This window comes from Pseudomonas atacamensis, from assembly GCF_017167965.1.
Classification (GTDB): domain Bacteria; phylum Pseudomonadota; class Gammaproteobacteria; order Pseudomonadales; family Pseudomonadaceae; genus Aquipseudomonas; species Aquipseudomonas atacamensis.
This window is the reverse complement of sequence record NZ_CP070503.1, coordinates 2,270,738-2,288,992: the sequence shown is the minus strand read 5'-3', so window position 1 is coordinate 2,288,992 and position 18,255 is coordinate 2,270,738. Positions and strand designations below refer to the sequence as shown.

Genomic DNA, 18,255 nt, shown 5'->3' with positions numbered 1-18,255 from the left:
ACTGGGGGAGGCGACGCGGTGTTACTGGCCGCTGCGCAGCATCTCCTTCGGCACATACTTGCCGATCTCGAACTTGCCAATCGCCGCGCGGTGCACTTCGTCCGGGCCGTCGGCCAGACGCAGGGTGCGCTGCATCGCATACATATAGGCCAGCGGGAAATCGTTCGACACCCCTGCCCCACCGTGCATCTGGATCGCCCGGTCGATCACCCGCAGGGCCACGTTCGGTGCGACGACTTTGATCTGCGCAATCTCGCTTTTCGCCACTTTGTTGCCGACGGTGTCCATCATGTACGCCGCTTTCAACGTCAGCAGACGCGCCATGTCGATTTCCATCCGCGAGTCGGCGATCTTGTCGATGTTGCCGCCCAGACGCGCCAGCGGTTTGCCGAATGCGGTGCGGCTCACCGAGCGTTTGCACATCAGTTCCAGCGCACGCTCGGCCATGCCGATCGAACGCATGCAATGGTGAATGCGGCCTGGGCCAAGGCGACCCTGAGCGATTTCGAAGCCGCGTCCTTCACCGAGCAGGACGTTTTCGTACGGCACCCGAACGTTGTCGAACAGCACTTCGGCGTGACCGTGCGGTGCATCGTCGTAACCGAACACCGGCAGCGGCCGGACGATTTTCACCCCGGGGGTGTCGACGGGCACGAGAATCATCGAGTGCTGGGCGTGACGCGGTGCGTCGGGGTTGCTCAGGCCCATGAAGATCAGGATCTTGCAGCGTGGATCGCAGGCGCCGGAAGTCCACCATTTCTTACCGTTGATCACCCATTGATCGCCATCACGCACAGCACGGGCGGCCATGTTGGTCGCGTCGGAAGACGCCACGTCAGGCTCGGTCATGGCGAACGCCGAACGGATCTCGCCGCGCAGCAGCGGCTCGAGCCAGCGCTGTTTCTGCTCTTCGTTGGCGTAGCGCACCAATACTTCCATGTTGCCGGTGTCCGGCGCCGAGCAGTTGAACGGCTCCGGCCCCAGCAGGGAACGGCCCATGATTTCCGCCAATGGCGCATATTCGAGGTTGCTCAGGCCGGCGCCCAGCTCGGACTCAGGCAGAAACAAATTCCACAGCCCTTCAGCCTTGGCCTTGGCCTTGAGCTCTTCCATGATCGCGGTCGGCTGCCAGCGATCGCCCTCGGCGACCTGGCGTTCGAACACCGCTTCGGCCGGGTAAACGTAAGTGTCCATGAACGCAGTCACGCGCTCACGCAGTTCCTGAACCTTGGGCGAATAAGCGAAATCCATGGGTAGTTACCTTCTCGGGCAGAGGTTGTTCAAGTCATGCAATCGATGCTAGAACAGCGCTGATCATTTACCTAGCCTATTCTCGGCGTGTATAAACATTCATCACCAATATATGATCCGCTGATCGTCAGCCCCAAAACACTTGCACTTAATAACAAGAGAAGCCGCGTTATGAATCTGAGCAAGGTCGACCTGAACCTTTTCATCGTCTTCGACGCGATCTACACCGAAGCCAACCTGACCCGCGCCGGGCAGATTGTCGGGATCACCCAGCCGGCGGTGTCCAACGCGCTGGCGCGGTTGCGCGAAACCTTCAACGACCCGCTCTTCGTGCGTACCGCTCAGGGCATGGTGCCCACGCCGATGGCGCAGAACATCATCGGCCCGGTGCGCAACGCCCTGTCGCTGCTGCGCGTATCGGTGCAGGAAAGTCGCATCTTCAACCCGGCGCAGGCGGTCAAGACCTACCGCATCAGCATGACCGACCTGACGGAAGCAATCATTCTGCCGCCACTGTTCCAGCGTCTGCGCCGCCTTGCGCCAACGGTGATCATCGAAAGCTTTCTGTCCAAGCGCCGGGAAACCACCAAGGAACTCGCGGCCGGGCGTCTGGATTTCGCCGTGGATGCGCCGCTCAACACCGACCCGCAGGTGCGCCACGTCAAGCTGATGGACGACCGTTACGTCTGCGCCATGCGCAAGGGCCACCCAATGGCGGGCAAGGAAAAACTCAGCCTCGACGACTACCTGTCGCTGACTCACATCCATATTTCCAGCCGCCGCAGCGGTCTGGGTTATGTCGATCTGGCGCTGGGCAAAATGGGCATCCAGCGCAAGATCGCCCTGCGCTCGCAGCACTATTTGATGGCTTCGCAAGTGATGCAGCAGACCGACATGGTCATGACCGTGCCGGAACGCTTTGCCCGCCGCCATGATTTGCAGTCGTTCAATTTGCCGGTGAATGATGTGCCGTCGGTGGAAACGCATTTGTACTGGCACGAAAGCACCGACCAGGACCCGGCCAACCGCTGGATGCGCGAGCAGATGATCGAGTTGTGCCAGCAGGTGACGGCGCAGGAGAAGAAGCTGGAGAAGGTGTAGGGCTTTTTTACCGCGTTATCGTTCTTCGCGAGCAGGCTCGCTCCCACAATGAATTGCATTTCATCTGAAGGAACGCGGTCGAATGTGGGAGCGAGCCTGCTCGCGAAGAGGCCTGTACAGACACCCCAAAACCATCCCGCTTGACGTAAACGTAAACCACCGATTAGCTTAGCGCCATGCCCATTTTCCGAGCGCTTTCATGAGCAGTCAGACCTACAGCATTTCCGACCTCGCCCGCGAGCTGGACATCACCACCCGGGCGATCCGCTTTTATGAAGAGCAAGGCCTGCTCAGCCCCGAGCGTCGTGGCCAGGAACGGATCTATTCGCCGCGCGACAAGGTCACTCTGAAGCTGATCCTGCGCGGCAAGCGCATCGGTTTTTCCCTGGCCGAATGCCGCGAGCTGATCGAACTCTATGATCCGTCCGGCGGTAACACCAAACAGCTCAACAGCATGCTGGCGAAAATCAGCGAACGCCGCGAACAGCTCGAACAGCAGTTGCTCGATATCGAACAGATGAAGCTTGAGCTGGACACAGCCGAAGAGCGCTGCGTGCAGGCGCTGGAGCAGACGCTCAAGAGCCAGCAGGCGGTCTAGCAAATATTGGTGCCCCTGTGGGAGCGAGCCTGCTCGCGAATGCATTCTGTCATCCAACATTAACGGTGACTGATCCACCGCTTTCGCGAGCAGGCTCGCTCCCACAGGGTTCTTCGTGAACTCAAAAAACAGGCAGGTCCCACCCATGTCCCTCCCCTCCCAAGTACGCCTGATCGAAGTCGGCCCGCGCGATGGCCTGCAGAACGAAGCCCAGCAGATCAGCGTCGCCGACAAAGTGCAACTGGTCGATGCGCTGAGCGCCGCCGGGCTTGGCTACATCGAAGTCGGCAGTTTCGTCTCGCCGAAATGGGTGCCGCAGATGGCCGGATCCGCCGAAGTGTTCGCGCAGATCCAGCGCAAACCCGGCGTGACCTACGGCGCACTGGCGCCGAACCTGCGCGGCTTTGAAGACGCGCTCGCCGCCGGGGTCAAGGAAGTCGCGGTGTTCGCCGCCGCCTCCGAGGCGTTCTCGCAGCGCAACATCAATTGCTCGATCAGCGAAAGCCTGGCGCGGTTTGCGCCGATCATGGAGGCCGCCAAACAACACGGCGTTACCGTGCGCGGTTACGTTTCCTGTGTGCTGGGCTGCCCGTATGAAGGCACGGTTGCGCCGGAGCAAGTGGCGATGGTCGCGCGCGAGCTGTACGCGATGGGCTGCTATGAAGTGTCGCTGGGCGACACCATCGGCACCGGCACGGCGGGCGCGACCCGGCGCCTGTTCGAGGTGGTTTCGGCGCAGGTGCCACGGGACAGACTCGCCGGGCATTTCCACGACACCTATGGCCAGGCCATGGCCAACATCTACGCCAGCCTGCTCGAAGGCATTGCGGTGTTCGACAGCTCTATCGCCGGCCTCGGCGGCTGCCCGTACGCCAAAGGCGCGAGCGGTAACGTTGCCACCGAGGACGTGGTGTACCTGCTCGATGGCCTGGGCATCGAGACCGGTATCGACCTGGACGCCTTGATTGCCGCGGGCCAGCAGATCAGCGCAGTGCTCGGCCGTCCGAGCGGTTCGCGGGTGGCCAAGGCGCGCAGCGCGCAGTGAGGTGTTACCGCTGCGTCAGCGATGTGGGCAAAAGCGAGTAACACGGAAACAAATTGTCTGGCTTTGCCTGGAGTCGAAAAAGCCTGGAAAAGTTAAGCCATTGATTTTTAAAGGTTTTTAAAAGTTGGCACGACACCTGCTATCTCTATCGCATAACAAGAATAAAAAGCCGCAAACCAATAAAAACAAGACGAAACGACTCTGACATAACAAGAACAACACGGCAGAGACGCAGCTAACAGATTTTTTTGGAGAAGATGTGCTTTTCAGGGTGCTCTAAGGAGTGACCCGCAACCGGGCAGAGAACAATAAAACTACCTTCAGGTAGCTCCCGAATCGGTTGGATCGTTAAACGAGAAAGCAGATCAGCGCTCAAAAAAATACGTTTGCTCTTGACCCCGGATGGGGGTCGCCAAAAAGCTGTACAGGGCCACGGTTGCCAAAAACAACAACAGACCGACCCTCAATAATAAAAAGAGCACGCAACGACAAATTAAAGGGGAGCTTCGGCTCCCCTTTGTGCTTTCTGCGATTCCTGAATCCCCCCAATCCCTGTGGGAGCTGGCTTGCCAGCGATTGCGGTAGAACATTCAACATTGATGCTGGCTGACCTGACGCCATCGCTGGCAAGCCAGCTCCCACAGGGTTTAGGTTACCGCTCGGTTATTTTCAGCTCCTCGATACTGATCTCGCGCATCCTGAATTTCTGGATCTTGCCCGTCACCGTCATCGGAAACGCGTCGACGAATTTGAAGTAACGCGGTGTCTTGAAATGGGCGATGCGTTCCTTGCACCAGGTTTGCAGCTCCAGCTCCGAGGCGCTGTGGCCGGGGTGGAATTTGATCCAGGCGACGATTTCCTCACCGTAGCGCGTGCACGGAATGCCGATCACCTGCACGTCGGCCACCGCCGGATGGGTGAAGAAGAACTCCTCCAGCTCACGGGGATAAACATTCTCACCGCCACGAATGATCATGTCCTTGTTACGCCCGGCGATGTTGACGTAACCCTCCTCGTTCATGCTCGCCAGGTCGCCGGTGTGCATCCAGCCGGCCTCATCGATGGCTTCGGCGGTGGCCTGCGGGTTGTTCCAGTAACCGAGCATCACGCTGTAACCGCGCGAGCACAATTCGCCAATGGTGCCGCGCGGCACGAGGTTGCCGGCGGTGTCGATGATCTTGCTTTCCAGTTGCGGCTGGGTGCGCCCGACCGTGGTGACGCGCAATTCCAGCTCATCAGCAGGCCCGGTCTGCAACGACACCGGACTGGTTTCGGTCATGCCGTAGGCGATCTGCACTTCGCTCATGTGCATTTCGTTGATCACCCGGCGCATGACCTCGATCGGACAGGTGGCGCCGGCCATGATCCCGGTGCGCAGGGTCGACAGGTCGAAGGTCTGCCGCTGCGGCTGATCGAGCATGGCGATAAACATGGTCGGCACACCGTACAGCGCCGTGGCCTGCTCTTCGGCTACCGCTTGCAGGGTCAGCGCCGGATCGAAAGCGTCATTGGGGTAAATCATCGTACTGCCATGGGTGACGCAACCGAGGTTGCCCATGACCATGCCGAAGCAGTGATACAGCGGCACCGGAATCACCAGACGATCGGCCGCCGTCAGGCCGAGGCTTTCGCCGACCATGTAGCCGTTGTTGAGAATGTTGTAGTGACTGAGGGTCGCGCCCTTGGGGAAACCGGTAGTGCCGGAGGTGTACTGGATGTTCACCGGTTGATCGAAATGCAGACTGGCGCTGCGTTCGCGCAGCTGTTCGGACGAGACGCTGGCGGCCAGATCGCTGAGCTGCGACCACGGCAGAAAACCGGGCGGCGGATTGGCATCGAGGCTGATCACGCCGCGCAGCTCCGGCAGGCGTTCGCTGCGCAGCTGACCGATGGCGTGCTCGGTCAATTCTGGCGCCAGGCTCTGGAGCATTTCGTGGTAATTCGAGGTTTTGAACGCTCCGGCGCAGACCAGCCACTGGCAGCCGGATTGCTTGAGCACGTACTCGAGTTCGGAGCTGCGGTAGGCCGGATTGATGTTGACCAGGATCACGCCGATCTTCGCCGTGGCGAACTGGGTAATGCACCACTGCGCGCAATTCGGCGCCCAGATGCCGAGGCGATCGCCGGTCTGCAAGCCCAGTGCGAGCAAGGCCCTGGCCTGCTCATCCACCGCTTCGGCCAGTTGCCGCCAGGAGTAACGCAACTGCTGATGGCGTACCACCAAAGCCTCACCGTCCGGATGTTGTGCGACAGTCTGATCGAAGCGCTGACCGATGGTCATCGCCAGCAGGGCATGGTCCTGAGAGCCACGGGTGTAGCTGCGCTGCGGGTTTGCACTGGGTTGATCCATGACGACCCCTATTGTCTTTATTAGTGGGTTTTCCCGGTTTTGAATCCTGTGGGAGCGAGCCTGCTCGCGAATACGCTGCGTCATTCAGCCTTGGGGGCGACTGATACAGCGCTTTCGCGAGCAGGCTCGCTCCCACCAGAAACAAACCGATATCTGATCCTGAACTGCCCTTACTCTCGCCCAAGTTGACGCTTACGTAAAGCCGATTGACAGTCGAACTGTGGAAGCTTTACGTTAACGTAAAGCTGAACGCCGATTCGTCGTGCGCTCCACCCGATAAAAAAGCCAAAAGGTGCCACATGAGCTATCCATCCCTGAATTTCGCCCTCGGTGAAACCATCGACATGCTGCGCGATCAGGTGCAGTCCTTCGTCGCCGATCAGATCGCCCCGCGTGCCGCGCAGATCGACCACGACAACCTGTTCCCCGCCGACATGTGGCGCAAATTCGGTGACATGGGCCTGCTCGGCATCACCGTGCCGGAAGAGTACGGCGGCGCGGGTCTGGGTTATCTGGCGCACGTGGTGGCGATGGAAGAAATCAGCCGTGGCTCGGCGTCGGTGGCGTTGTCCTATGGCGCGCACTCCAACCTTTGCGTCAACCAGATCAACCGCAACGGCAACCACGAACAGAAAACCAAATACCTGCCGAAGCTGATCAGCGGCGAGCACGTCGGCGCCCTGGCGATGAGCGAGCCCAACGCCGGTTCCGATGTGGTCTCGATGAAGCTGCGCGCCGACAAACGCGGCGACCGCTTCGTCCTCAACGGCAGCAAAACCTGGATCACCAACGGTCCGGACGCCAATACCTACGTGATCTACGCCAAGACCGATCTGGAAAAAGGCCCCCACGGCATCACCGCGTTCATCGTCGAGCGTGACTGGAAAGGCTTCAGCCGCAGCAACAAGTTCGACAAGCTCGGCATGCGCGGCTCCAACACCTGCGAGCTGTTTTTCGATGACGTCGAAGTACCGGAAGAGAACATTCTCGGCGTGCTCAACGGTGGCGTGAAAGTGTTGATGAGCGGCCTCGATTACGAGCGAGTGGTGCTCTCGGGCGGCCCGACCGGAATCATGCAGTCGTGCATGGACCTGATCGTGCCGTACATCCACGACCGCAAGCAGTTCGGCCAGAGCATCGGCGAATTCCAGCTGATCCAGGGCAAAGTCGCCGACATGTATACCCAGCTCAACGCCAGCCGCGCTTATCTGTACGCGGTAGCCCAGGCCTGCGAGCGCGGCGAAACCACGCGCAAGGACGCGGCCGGAGTGATCCTCTACACCGCCGAACGCGCCACGCAAATGGCCCTCGACGCGATCCAGATTCTCGGCGGCAACGGCTACATCAACGAATTCCCCGCCGGCCGCCTGTTGCGCGACGCCAAGCTCTACGAAATCGGCGCCGGCACCAGCGAGATCCGCCGCATGCTGATTGGCCGTGAACTGTTCAACGAGACGAAATGAATCTCGTCAGCTGCAAGCCGCAGGCTACAAGCTGCAAGAGAACCACGCTCTCGCCCCAACTTGCAGCTTGCCGCTTGTAGCTAGAAGCTGCTTACGGAGTAAGCCCCATGATTCTGCACACTCAGCTCAACCCGCGCTCGGCGGAGTTCGCCGCCAACAGCGCGGCGATGCTCAAACAGGTCGACGCGCTGCACACCCTGCTCGCCCAAGTGGCGCAGGGTGGCGGCGTCAAAGCTCAGGAACGCCATACCTCGCGGGGCAAATTGCTGCCGCGCGAGCGCATCAATCGCTTGCTCGACCCCGGCTCGCCGTTTCTCGAAATCAGCCAACTTGCCGCCCATGCGGTTTACGGCGAAGACGTTCCGGCTGCCGGGGTGATCGCCGGCATCGGTCGCGTTGAAGGCGTTGAATGCATGATCGTCGCCAACGATGCGACGGTGAAAGGTGGCTCGTATTACCCGCTCACCGTGAAAAAACACCTGCGCGCGCAGACCATCGCCCAGCAGAATCGCCTGCCGTGCATTTATCTGGTGGATTCCGGTGGCGCCAACCTGCCGCGTCAGGACGAAGTGTTTCCGGATCGCGAGCATTTCGGGCGGATATTCTTCAACCAGGCCAACATGAGCGCCATGGGCATCCCGCAGATCGCCGTGGTCATGGGCTCGTGCACCGCCGGCGGCGCGTATGTGCCGGCGATGGCGGACGAAGCGATCATGGTGCGCAACCAGGCGACGATTTTCCTCGCCGGCCCGCCGCTGGTGAAAGCCGCGACCGGTGAAGTGGTCAGCGCCGAAGACCTCGGCGGCGCCGATGTGCATTGCAAGACTTCTGGTGTGGCCGACCATTACGCCGAGAACGATGAACACGCCCTCGCCCTCGCCCGCCGCAGCGTCGCCAACCTCAACTGGCGCAAGCTCGGCGAGGTGCAGCAGCGCACGCCGATTGCGCCGCTGTACCCCAGCGACGAGTTGTACGGCGTGGTTCCGGCTGACGCCAAGCAGCCATTCGATGTGCGCGAAGTGATCGCGCGGCTGGTCGACGGTTCGGTGTTCGATGAATTCAAAGCGCTGTTCGGCACCACGCTGGTCTGCGGTTTCGCGCACTTGCACGGCTACCCGATCGCGATTCTGGCAAACAACGGCATCCTCTTCGCCGAAGCCGCGCAGAAAGGCGCGCACTTCATCGAACTGGCCTGCCAGCGCGGCATCCCGCTGCTGTTTCTGCAGAACATTACCGGTTTCATGGTCGGCCAGAAATACGAGGCCGGCGGCATCGCCAAACACGGCGCGAAACTGGTGACCGCAGTGGCCTGCGCCAAGGTGCCGAAATTCACCGTGATCATCGGCGGCAGCTTCGGTGCCGGCAACTACGGCATGTGCGGGCGCGCTTACGATCCGCGTTTCTTGTGGATGTGGCCGAACGCGCGGATCGGCGTGATGGGCGCCGAACAGGCCGCCGGTGTGCTGGTGCAGGTCAAGCGCGAACAGGCCGAACGCAGCGGTCAGGCGTTCAGCGCCGAGCAGGAGACCGAGATCAAGCAGCCGATTCTTGATCAGTACGAAGAACAGGGTCACCCCTATTATTCCAGCGCACGGCTGTGGGACGACGGCGTCATCGACCCGGCGCAGACCCGCGATGTATTGGCCCTGGCCCTGTCCGCGTCGCTGAACGCGCCAATCGAACCGAGCCGCTTCGGCGTGTTCCGGATGTGATGGGGAGAATCTGATGAACGACTTCAATACCCTCGAACTGCAAACCGATCCACGCGGTTTCGCGACGCTGTGGCTTAACCGCGCGGAGAAAAACAACGCCTTCAACGCCGAGATGATCCGCGAACTGATCCTCGCTCTCGACAAGGTCGCCAGCGATTCGAGCCTGCGCTTCCTGCTGCTGCGCGGGCGCGGCAAGCACTTCAGTGCCGGCGCTGACCTGGCGTGGATGCAGCAATCAGCGGAACTCGATTACCACACCAACCTCGACGACGCCCGCGAGCTGGCCGAGCTGATGTACAACCTCGCCAAACTGAAAATCCCCACGCTGGCCGTGGTTCAGGGCGCGGCGTTTGGTGGCGCGCTGGGCTTGATCAGTTGCTGTGACATGGCGATCGGCGCCGATGACGCGCAGTTCTGCCTGTCGGAAGTGCGCATCGGCCTGGCGCCGGCGGTGATCAGTCCGTTCGTAGTGCAGGCGATCGGTGAGCGTGCGGCACGGCGTTATGCGCTGACTGCCGAGCGCTTCAGCGGGCAGCGGGCGCGGGAGATCGGCTTGCTCGCAGAAAGCTATCCTGCGGCGGAACTGGAGCAACAGGTCGAACAGTGGATCGACAACCTGTTGCTCAACAGCCCCGCCGCCATGCGCGCCAGCAAGGACTTGCTGCGCGAAGTCGGCAACGGCGCGCTGACCCCGGCCCTGCGCCGCTACACCGAAAATGCCATCGCGCGGATTCGCGTCAGCCCTGAAGGCCAGGAAGGCTTGCGTGCCTTCCTGCAAAAACGCCCACCGAACTGGCAAGCCGCATCCACCAAGGAGTCGCGTTGATGAGCGCACCTGTGATTACCACCCTGCTGGTGGCCAACCGCGGCGAAATCGCCTGCCGCGTGATGCGCACCGCCAAGGCTCTGGGCCTGACCACCGTCGCCGTGCACAGCGCCACCGACCGCGATGCGCGGCACAGCCGTGAAGCCGATATCCGCGTGGATCTGGGCGGCAGCAAGGCTGCCGAGAGTTATCTGCAAATCGATAAATTGATCGCCGCCGCCAAGGCCAGCGGTGCCCAGGCGATTCATCCCGGCTACGGCTTTCTATCGGAAAACGCCGGATTCGCCCGCGCCATCGAAGCCGCCGGGCTGATCTTCCTCGGCCCGCCCGCCTCGGCCATCGATGCGATGGGCAGCAAATCCGCCGCTAAGGCGCTGATGGAAAAGGCCGGCGTGCCACTGGTGCCGGGCTATCACGGCGAAGCGCAGGACCTCGACACCTTCCGCGAAGCCTGCGAACGCATCGGTTATCCGGTGCTGCTCAAGGCCACTGCGGGGGGTGGCGGCAAAGGCATGAAAGTTGTCGAAGATGTCAGCCAACTCGCTGAAGCCCTCGCCTCGGCGCAGCGCGAAGCGCAATCGTCGTTTGGCGACTCGCGGATGCTGGTGGAAAAGTATTTGCTCAAGCCGCGTCATGTCGAGATTCAGGTGTTCGCCGATCAGCACGGTAACTGCCTGTACCTCAACGAGCGCGACTGCTCGATCCAGCGTCGGCACCAGAAAGTCGTCGAAGAAGCCCCGGCGCCGGGTCTGACGCCCGAGTTGCGCCGGGCAATGGGCGAAGCGGCTGTGCGTTCGGCGCAGGCGATCGGTTATGTCGGCGCCGGCACCGTGGAGTTTTTGCTGGATGCGCGCGGCGAGTTTTTCTTCATGGAGATGAACACGCGGCTGCAAGTCGAGCACCCGGTAACCGAAGCAATCACCGGACTGGATCTGGTCGCCTGGCAGATTCGCGTCGCCCGTGGGGAAGCGCTGCCGATCACCCAAGCGCAGGTGCCACTCAATGGTCACGCGATCGAAGTGCGCTTGTATGCCGAAGATCCGGCGAATGATTTCCTGCCGGCCACCGGGCGTCTGGACTTGTACCGCGAATCGGCGCAGGGACCGGGGCGGCGGGTAGACAGCGGCGTTGAGGAAGGTGACGAGATTTCGCCGTTCTACGATCCGATGCTCGGCAAACTGATTGCCTGGGGTGAAGATCGCGAACAGGCGCGCTTGCGTCTGTTGAGCATGCTCGACGAGTTTGCGATCGGCGGGCTGAAGACCAACATCAATTTCCTGCGCCGGATCATCGCGCATCCGGCGTTTGCGGCGGCAGAGCTGGATACCGGGTTCATTCCGCGCTATCAGGAGCAATTGCTGCCAGCGCCGGGCGCGTTGAGCGATGAGTTCTGGCAAGCGGCGGCGCAGGCGTTTGCGCAGAGTCTGCCGAAGCATGCGCGGGCGGATGATCCCGCCTCCCCCTGGTCTTGCAGCAGTGGTTTGCGCGCAGGTTTGCCGGCGCAAATCACCTTGCACTTGAGCTGCGAGGGACAGGATCGCGCGTTGACCTTGAGAACTGCGGCCCATGCAAAACTGCTGGGCGAGGCGCTGACCATCGAGCATGACGGCGTGCGCCGCACGTTGCGGGCGATTCGTCAGGGCGGCGCGTTGTATCTGGAATGGGACGGCGAATTGCGGCGCATCGAAGCGTTCGATCCGATCAGTGCCGTTGAAGCCAGCCACAGCCATCAGGGCGGTCTGACCGCGCCAATGAACGGCAGCATCGTGCGCGTGCTGGTCGAAACGGGACAGTCGGTTGAGGCCGGGGCGCAACTGGTGGTGCTGGAAGCCATGAAGATGGAACACAGCATCCGTGCGCCGCACGCCGGTGTGATCAAAGCGCTGTATTGCCAGGAAGGCGATATGGTCAGTGAAGGCAGTGCTTTGGTTGAACTGGACGAAGGATGAAATAAAAGGATCGATCCTGGCGTTGAGCGAGGATCGATCCGTTCAGTAACGCGCCGTTGCCTGAACCACCACGCCGATAATCCGGCATTCATCGGTGAGCAGGGTTTTCGGCCAGGTTGGATTGAGCGGCACCAAGTAACGCTGGCCGGCCTGCTCGTCGAGTTTGCGGAAAATCGCTTCTTCGCTGTCTGGCCACTGGGCGATCACCAGTTTGCCAGGCACTGCCTCCAACTCTGGGTCAACCAGAATCAGCATGCCCTCGGCAATGCTCTGGCCGCTCGGCGCGGTCATCGAATCCCCCGTCACCGTCAGCCAGAACGCCGCACCGCCGCGAGCGTGGTAATCCGTCAGTTCGAAGCGCTGCTTCGCTGATGCTCCGGGATAGCTCGCCGCAGTGTCACGCACTTCGCACGGTGCACGCCAATCGCAGACCGGATAACGGAAGTACGGGTTGTACTTCTGCGCCAGCGGCATCTCGTCTTCCGGCGTCGGCTGCGGTTCGCGAATCACCAGAACGACTTCCAGGAAGTCCATTCCCAGCGCCTTGAGCACGCGGTTCATTTCGGTAACACCGGGTTCGCGACGCTTGTTCAGCCAATGACCGATCCCGCCCTGGGACATGCCGACGCGCTCTCCGAGCTCTGTTTGAGTGACTTTGAGTTCACTCATCTTGGCCTTGACCAACTCAATCCATTTATCCATGTGCCGCACCTTACGCGGACGTCTTCGACCGGCAAAACACATATTGTAGTATTTAAATTCTCGTCACAAATACAGGCGGTACTATCCTAAGGAAACGGACTTTCAATCGAACATGGAGTGACGTTTCATGATGAACATCAGCAGCAAAGACCTGCCCGATCTGCAAATCGACACCAGCTTCACCTCCCCTCAAGGCAATGCCGCCGCACAGCGCGCGCTGGACTACTACTTGAAACCGGCTGTTTCAGAACCCGAGACGGACGAACGTTTTTTCAATGTCAAAGGCCATCTCAGCGGCGAGGAAGCGCTAGTGCATGCCTCGGATCTGTTGCGATGTGCAGCCGCCACCGCGTTCAAGGCCGCAGAAAACCTTCAAGGCACCAATCGCGATCTGGCCTTTTCGGTGGTGCACATGGTGGATATGGCGCGGGCGATGGTCGACCATTCGATCGACAACGACGAAGTCACGGCGGACAAGGTACGGGCGGGCAGGAAAGAATTTTCCCATCGCGCAGATAAAAACATTTGACTTGCAAATGATAATGATTATTATTGCAAGCAGCTGGTCGCGAGATCAGTCGATGGACCAGAGACCTTAGGTCGGTCTTCTGGACTATCTCCTCATCAGGCTAATCACGGTTTTTGACCCGGCTTTTTGCCGGGTCTTTTTTTGCCCGTTTTTCGGGCTTGTGTCTTCAGGCTAATGAAGTCTTTAGGTGCTGCAAATTCGATGGCGCGGATAATATCAAAAGAATATTGATTGGCAAGCCGAGCCCGGCCACATTGGGCAAAACTAATGGCAATCAGCACTTGAGAATCAATCGCATAGCCTCTAAGCTGCCGGCGCGTCACGGAAGACGCCCCCCGCTCCACCCGCAATTCCCCTCGGTTTCAGCCCTGCCTGCGTGTAAAGTACCGGTCATAAAAATCCTGCTCTGGAAGCGATTATGACCGTGGCCAAATCTTCGTTCGACATCAGCGCCAATTTCGACAGCGGCAATATCCAAGTCATCGACATCAGCAACCCGCTCAATCCGGTTCTGGCCATCCGCCCGGACACCCGCAGCGCTCATTTTCAGTGGTTCCATTTCAAGGCCAGCGGCTTGCATGTGCATCAGGAACACTGGTTTCGTCTGGTCAACGCCAGCCAGTCCTCCTATAACAAGGCCTGGACCGGCTATCAGGCAGTCGCTTCCTACGACCACGTCAACTGGTTCCGCATCCCCACCAGCTTCGAAGGCGACAGCCTGCGCTTTTGCCTCGAAGCCGAACAGACCCACGCCTGGTTCGCCTACTTCGAGCCCTACAGCCGCGGCCGCCACGACTGGTTGATCGAACAGGCGCTGAGCAAGGCTGGCACCGAATTGCTGGCGACCGGTAAAAGTGTCGAGGGCCGGGACATTCAGCTGCTGCGCAAAGGCACCGGTGCCGAAGGCCAGCGCAAGATCTGGATCATTGCCCAGCAGCATCCGGGCGAGCACATGGCGGAATGGTTCATGGAAGGTGTGATTGAGCGTCTGGAGCGCCAGGATGATCCGGTACTGAACAAATTATTGGCCAGCGCCGATCTGTATCTGGTGCCGAACATGAACCCGGACGGCGCCTTCCACGGCCACCTGCGCACCAATGCCATGGGTCAGGACTTGAACCGGGCCTGGCAGAACGCCAGCCAGGACATCAGTCCGGAAGTGCTTTTCGTCCAGCAGCAGATGGAAAAATATGGCGTCGATGCGTTTATCGACGTGCACGGCGACGAGGAAATCCCCCACGTCTTTACCGCCGGCTGTGAAGGCAATCCTGGCTTCACACCGCGCATCGAAAAGCTTGAAGAGCATTTCCGCAGCCATCTGAAGCACACCACCAAAGACTTCCAGACCACCTACGGCTACACCCGCGACGAACCGGGACAGGCCAACATGACCTTGGCCTGCAACAGCGTCGGGCAGAAATACGATTGCCTGTCGCTGACCCTGGAGATGCCCTTCAAGGACCACGACGACCACCCGGACAAGATCACCGGCTGGTCGGGCAAACGTTCCAAGCAATTGGGCAAGGATGTGCTGACCACACTCGCCGACATGGTCGACACCCTGCGCTGATTCCCTCCTCTGTAACGACAAAAGATCGCAGCCGACCTGCGATCTTTTGCGTTACAGGGTCAGCCGCGATCACGCCCGCGCAACATGCTGTCGAGCACTTCGTCACGACGCACCCAGCCATGGAACAGCGCCGCCGCCAGATGCAGCAGCACCGTCAGAAACAGCAGATACGCCAGATAACCATGGGACTTGCGCAGCACCGCAAACAGTTGCGCGTCGGCCGGCACAATCGACGGCAGATGCAGCGACGCCGTCAGCATCACCGGCTCGCCCGAGGCACTGATCATCGCCCAGCCGAGCAACGGCAACACCAGCATCAACGCATACAACAAGACGTGGGAAGCCTTGGCTGCCAGTACCTGCCAGCCCGGCAGATCATCCGGCAGCGGCGGTTGGCGGGTGGTGAAGCGCACCAGCAGGCGCACGATCACCAGCGCCAGAATCGCGATGCCCAGCGGCTTGTGCAAATGAATCAGCCATTCATGGCGAGACGACACCGAAGTGACCATGCCCGCGCCGATAAACAGCATGGCGATGATCATCAGCGCCATCAGCCAGTGCAGCAGGCGCGCCAGCAAAACGAAATGCGTCGGTTGCTTGCTCATGGACGAGCCTCCTGTTTGGCGGCGGGCAACTGGCTGACTTCGCTGGTGCGACGCAGGTAGGAATCGGCGTAGCCGGCCGAACGCGCGGCCAGCAGTGGATCTTCCGAGCCTTGAATCCCGGCCGGCAGCACCAGCGGGTCGTAGTTGATGTCACGGCATTCGCCACTCAGCTGCGGCTGGGTTTTCTCCAGCACCAGAGTCCCGGCATTCAGCACTTTGCGATTTGCGGGCCAGGTCTTGCTGGCATCGTTGACCGGGTCGTCGGCGTTGGCCAGGGTGATGTTCAACTGGAAGCGCAAGGGTGCGGCGGCCAGGCGTTGCACCAGGTCCTTCTCGAGAAAATCGGCGCCTTCAGGGGCTGTGGCACCTGCCGCGTCCTGCGCCAACGGGGTCATGCTCCAGCGTACGGCCTGTTTTTTACCGTTGCCATCGACCAGATAGAACGCATTGATGCTGTTATAGGTTTCGGTCGCGTAGCTGGCCGAAGGCTTGGCGGTCTTCACCCACGTCAAGAACGGCAAGGCTTCCGGGTGTGCAGCGAAGAACGCCGGCACCTTCGTCGGGTCGGGCTTGCCAGTGGCTGGATCCGGCGACTGCGCCTGCTGCAATTGGTAGAACGCTTCAGGCGTGCCCACCGGAAACACCGGCATGCTGTTCATGCCGGTGCGCCATTGCTGACCGTTCGCCTGGGTGAAGCGCAGCGCCAGACTGCGGATCGGTACGGCGCTGTCCGGCGCATAGGGATTGCCCGCCGGCAAGGCAAAACGCCCCACCACCGGTGTCTGCGGCAGGTTGAACACCTGTGCCGTGGAGAACGCGCGCGCCTCGCCGCTGCTTTCGAAATGGCCGATCACGCAAACACCCTTGGCATGATTGCGACGAAAGCCGGGATGCACGCCGTTGTTCTTTTCCAGCACATCGACCAACGCTTTTGGCGTCAATCGTTGTGGGTCAAGGTTGCCATGCACGTAGGCAAACGCCCCGGCCACGGCGGCGACAATCACGGCAATGCCGCCCAGACGTAAAACCAGGCTCGCGGCGCTCAGTGGCTGGCGCGGCGGCCTGCCGGGCGGTGCAGCGTTGGGGGACGAGCGATCAACCATGAATATCTCCAGGCCATCGGCCACAAGTGGAAAGAGTCAGCAAGACGCACCCCGTCCGGGTTTATTCCACGGCGCGGTATTTATTTTTGCGCACGGGGAATAACCTGCGCTGACGGGCGTCTTCCTAGTCCACAGCGTAGCGACCAGCAGACATTCATGAGCGAATTCGACGAACAGTTGAGAGAAATCATTCCCAGATTGCGCCGCTTCGCCGTGTCGTTGACGCGCAACAGCAGCAGCGCTGACGATCTGGTCCAGGCCAGCCTCGAGCGGGCGCTGTCGGCGTGGGGGGAAAAACGCGCCGAAGGCGACTTGCGCGCCTGGCTGTTCGCAATTCTCTATCGGCAATTTCTCGATGCGCACCGTCGCTCGCGGCGCTATGCGCGCATGCTGGAATTTTTCACCGGTCGCGACGATGCCGAGCCGTCGGTGGAACGCACCGTGATTGCCCAGTCGACCCTGCAAGCCTTCGAACGCCTGCCCACCGAACAGCGCGCTTTGCTGCTGATGGTCTCGGTGGAAGGCCTGTCCTATAAAGAGGTCGCCGAGATCCTCGGCGCCCCGATCGGCACCGTGATGTCGCGCCTGTCCCGCGCCCGCCAGGCCTTGCGCCAACTCAGCGACGGCGAAATCAGCAGCCCTTCCTTACGGATACTCAAATGATCAGCCTGCCTCCCAGCGAACGTGATTTGCACGCCTACGTCGACCACCAGCTCAGCGACGCCGATCGGCGCGTACTCGAGACCTGGCTCGCCAGCCACCCTGAAGAAGCGGCTCAGGTGCGCGCCTGGCAACGCGACGCCCAGCAGTTGCGCGCAGCGCTGAGTGGCGCCTTGCAGCAACCGGCCAATCCGGCGCTCGACCCGATGATGATTCGCCAGCGCCGCCGCCAGCAGTCCCGTCGGCACCTGGCCAGCGCGGCGGTGCTGCTGATTGCCGTGAGCATTGGCGGTTTCAGTGGCTGGCAGGCCCGGGAAATGACCCTGGCGCGCCCTGCGCCATTGCCGATGACTGACGCGTTGCAAGCCTATCGCCTGATCGCCCAGCAAGGCGTACTGCCCGCCGATTACAAGGTCGACAGCGACGGCGACATGCAGCGTTGGCTCGACCGCTACTTCAGCGGTGCCGGGCGCTTGCCGGACTTGAAAGCTGCCGGATTCGAGCCGGTCAGCGGGCGCTTGCTCAGCACCGATGAAGGCGTGGCGGCGATGGTGATGTATGAGGATGGCGGCGGTCACAAGGTCAGTTTCTACCTGCGTCCACCAGGGCCGAAAAACACCCTGCTGCCGCGTGGCTCGCGCAGCGATGGCGATCTGCAGGCCGATTACTGGTCAGGGCCGGGCTACAACTATGCGGTGGTCAGCCCGACCGACTCGCCGGCGGCAGAGTTGCTCAAGCAATCGCCACCGTTCTGATGGTGATATTTCATGGAGCCGACGCCCGGGCTCTGG

At 60.9% G+C, this 18,255-nt stretch carries 17 protein-coding genes; 11 read left to right on the top strand and 6 right to left on the bottom strand.

Annotation, left to right across the window (positions count from 1 at the left end):
• Positions 1-21: 21 nt before the first annotated feature.
• Positions 22-1,251 (bottom strand): acyl-CoA dehydrogenase, encoded by a 1,230-nt coding sequence (locus JWU58_RS10465; protein WP_016775307.1) that lies wholly within the window; start codon positions 1,249-1,251, stop codon positions 22-24.
• A 171-nt stretch (positions 1,252-1,422) separates the two neighbouring features.
• Here JWU58_RS10465 and JWU58_RS10460 point away from each other — a divergent pair, with 171 nt between their 5' ends.
• From JWU58_RS10460 to JWU58_RS10450, 3 genes are all read left to right on the top strand, one after another.
• Positions 1,423-2,352, top strand: a complete 930-nt coding sequence (locus JWU58_RS10460) for a LysR family transcriptional regulator (RefSeq protein WP_016775308.1) — start codon at positions 1,423-1,425, stop codon at positions 2,350-2,352.
• Between the two features lie 199 nt (positions 2,353-2,551).
• Complete coding sequence (locus JWU58_RS10455) at positions 2,552-2,950, top strand: MerR family transcriptional regulator (protein ID WP_039763349.1); 399 nt, start codon at positions 2,552-2,554, stop codon at positions 2,948-2,950.
• Positions 2,951-3,095: 145 nt separating this feature from the next.
• Positions 3,096-3,995, top strand: a complete 900-nt coding sequence (locus tag JWU58_RS10450) for a hydroxymethylglutaryl-CoA lyase (protein ID WP_123442110.1) — start codon at positions 3,096-3,098, stop codon at positions 3,993-3,995.
• A 652-nt stretch (positions 3,996-4,647) separates the two neighbouring features.
• Here JWU58_RS10450 and JWU58_RS10445 read toward each other — a convergent pair.
• On the bottom strand, positions 4,648-6,345 hold the full coding sequence (locus JWU58_RS10445) for an AMP-binding protein (RefSeq protein ID WP_206421881.1): 1,698 nt from the start codon (positions 6,343-6,345) through the stop codon (positions 4,648-4,650).
• Positions 6,346-6,644: 299 nt separating this feature from the next.
• Between JWU58_RS10445 and JWU58_RS10440 the strand changes: the two genes are divergently transcribed.
• From JWU58_RS10440 to JWU58_RS10425, 4 genes are all read left to right on the top strand, one after another.
• A complete protein-coding gene (locus tag JWU58_RS10440) occupies positions 6,645-7,808 on the top strand; it encodes an isovaleryl-CoA dehydrogenase (protein ID WP_024013438.1) in 1,164 nt (387 codons plus the stop codon).
• 107 nt (positions 7,809-7,915) lie between these two features.
• On the top strand, positions 7,916-9,520 hold the full coding sequence (locus JWU58_RS10435; RefSeq protein WP_024013439.1) for a carboxyl transferase domain-containing protein: 1,605 nt from the start codon (positions 7,916-7,918) through the stop codon (positions 9,518-9,520).
• 13 nt (positions 9,521-9,533) lie between these two features.
• Positions 9,534-10,346: a gamma-carboxygeranoyl-CoA hydratase gene (locus tag JWU58_RS10430; RefSeq protein WP_123442106.1), complete on the top strand. Its 813-nt coding sequence runs from the start codon at positions 9,534-9,536 to the stop codon at positions 10,344-10,346.
• The gene (locus JWU58_RS10425; protein WP_123442105.1) at positions 10,346-12,295 is read left to right on the top strand and encodes an acetyl/propionyl/methylcrotonyl-CoA carboxylase subunit alpha; all 1,950 of its coding nucleotides are present in this window, start codon (positions 10,346-10,348) and stop codon (positions 12,293-12,295) included. Before JWU58_RS10430 ends, JWU58_RS10425 begins: the two co-directional genes overlap by 1 nt.
• A gap of 42 nt (positions 12,296-12,337) precedes the next feature.
• Here JWU58_RS10425 and JWU58_RS10420 read toward each other — a convergent pair whose 3' ends face one another.
• Entirely contained in the window at positions 12,338-12,997 is a 660-nt protein-coding gene (locus JWU58_RS10420; protein ID WP_038861876.1) for a LexA family protein, read from the bottom strand.
• A gap of 130 nt (positions 12,998-13,127) precedes the next feature.
• Between JWU58_RS10420 and JWU58_RS10415 the strand changes: the two genes are divergently transcribed.
• A complete protein-coding gene (locus JWU58_RS10415; protein ID WP_125927407.1) occupies positions 13,128-13,526 on the top strand; it encodes a DUF6124 family protein in 399 nt (132 codons plus the stop codon).
• Positions 13,527-13,630: 104 nt separating this feature from the next.
• Here the strand turns inward: JWU58_RS10415 and JWU58_RS10410 are convergent, their stop codons facing one another.
• On the bottom strand, positions 13,631-13,807 hold the full coding sequence (locus JWU58_RS10410; RefSeq protein WP_206421880.1) for a hypothetical protein: 177 nt from the start codon (positions 13,805-13,807) through the stop codon (positions 13,631-13,633).
• A 137-nt stretch (positions 13,808-13,944) separates the two neighbouring features.
• Here JWU58_RS10410 and JWU58_RS10405 point away from each other — a divergent pair, with 137 nt between their 5' ends.
• On the top strand, positions 13,945-15,096 hold the full coding sequence (locus JWU58_RS10405) for a M14 family metallopeptidase (RefSeq protein WP_073471325.1): 1,152 nt from the start codon (positions 13,945-13,947) through the stop codon (positions 15,094-15,096).
• 59 nt (positions 15,097-15,155) lie between these two features.
• Here the strand turns inward: JWU58_RS10405 and JWU58_RS10400 are convergent, their stop codons facing one another.
• Positions 15,156-15,701, bottom strand: coding sequence for a cytochrome b (locus JWU58_RS10400; protein ID WP_024013443.1), 546 nt, complete (start codon positions 15,699-15,701; stop codon positions 15,156-15,158).
• Positions 15,698-16,804 carry a catalase family peroxidase gene (locus JWU58_RS10395; RefSeq protein WP_123442103.1) on the bottom strand — a complete coding sequence of 369 codons (1,107 nt, stop codon included), beginning with the start codon at positions 16,802-16,804 and terminating at the stop codon, positions 15,698-15,700. The genes JWU58_RS10400 and JWU58_RS10395 overlap by 4 nt, the downstream gene beginning before the upstream one ends.
• Before the next feature lie 156 nt (positions 16,805-16,960).
• Here JWU58_RS10395 and JWU58_RS10390 point away from each other — a divergent pair, with 156 nt between their 5' ends.
• Both JWU58_RS10390 and JWU58_RS10385 read left to right on the top strand, forming a co-directional pair.
• Complete coding sequence (locus JWU58_RS10390; protein WP_016775320.1) at positions 16,961-17,467, top strand: RNA polymerase sigma factor; 507 nt, start codon at positions 16,961-16,963, stop codon at positions 17,465-17,467.
• Positions 17,464-18,219: an anti-sigma factor family protein gene (locus JWU58_RS10385; protein ID WP_206421879.1), complete on the top strand. Its 756-nt coding sequence runs from the start codon at positions 17,464-17,466 to the stop codon at positions 18,217-18,219. The genes JWU58_RS10390 and JWU58_RS10385 overlap by 4 nt, the downstream gene beginning before the upstream one ends.
• Positions 18,220-18,255 lie beyond the last annotated feature (36 nt).

Excerpts from the sequence above, each read along its gene's own strand:
- JWU58_RS10400 (WP_024013443.1), bottom strand. The coding sequence starts at position 15,701 with ATGAGCAAGCAACCGACGCATTTCGTTTTGCTGGCGCGCCTGCTGCAC.
- JWU58_RS10390 (WP_016775320.1), top strand. The coding sequence starts at position 16,961 with ATGAGCGAATTCGACGAACAGTTGAGAGAAATCATTCCCAGATTGCGC.
- JWU58_RS10405 (WP_073471325.1), top strand. The coding sequence starts at position 13,945 with ATGACCGTGGCCAAATCTTCGTTCGACATCAGCGCCAATTTCGACAGC.
- JWU58_RS10450 (WP_123442110.1), top strand. The coding sequence starts at position 3,096 with ATGTCCCTCCCCTCCCAAGTACGCCTGATCGAAGTCGGCCCGCGCGAT.
- JWU58_RS10395 (WP_123442103.1), bottom strand. The coding sequence starts at position 16,804 with ATGGTTGATCGCTCGTCCCCCAACGCTGCACCGCCCGGCAGGCCGCCG.
- JWU58_RS10420 (WP_038861876.1), bottom strand. The coding sequence starts at position 12,997 with ATGGATAAATGGATTGAGTTGGTCAAGGCCAAGATGAGTGAACTCAAA.
- JWU58_RS10440 (WP_024013438.1), top strand. The coding sequence starts at position 6,645 with ATGAGCTATCCATCCCTGAATTTCGCCCTCGGTGAAACCATCGACATG.
- JWU58_RS10425 (WP_123442105.1), top strand. The coding sequence starts at position 10,346 with ATGAGCGCACCTGTGATTACCACCCTGCTGGTGGCCAACCGCGGCGAA.
- JWU58_RS10460 (WP_016775308.1), top strand. The coding sequence starts at position 1,423 with ATGAATCTGAGCAAGGTCGACCTGAACCTTTTCATCGTCTTCGACGCG.
- JWU58_RS10430 (WP_123442106.1), top strand. The coding sequence starts at position 9,534 with ATGAACGACTTCAATACCCTCGAACTGCAAACCGATCCACGCGGTTTC.
- JWU58_RS10385 (WP_206421879.1), top strand. The coding sequence starts at position 17,464 with ATGATCAGCCTGCCTCCCAGCGAACGTGATTTGCACGCCTACGTCGAC.
- JWU58_RS10435 (WP_024013439.1), top strand. The coding sequence starts at position 7,916 with ATGATTCTGCACACTCAGCTCAACCCGCGCTCGGCGGAGTTCGCCGCC.
- JWU58_RS10445 (WP_206421881.1), bottom strand. The coding sequence starts at position 6,345 with ATGGATCAACCCAGTGCAAACCCGCAGCGCAGCTACACCCGTGGCTCT.
- JWU58_RS10465 (WP_016775307.1), bottom strand. The coding sequence starts at position 1,251 with ATGGATTTCGCTTATTCGCCCAAGGTTCAGGAACTGCGTGAGCGCGTG.
- JWU58_RS10455 (WP_039763349.1), top strand. The coding sequence starts at position 2,552 with ATGAGCAGTCAGACCTACAGCATTTCCGACCTCGCCCGCGAGCTGGAC.
- JWU58_RS10415 (WP_125927407.1), top strand. The coding sequence starts at position 13,128 with ATGAACATCAGCAGCAAAGACCTGCCCGATCTGCAAATCGACACCAGC.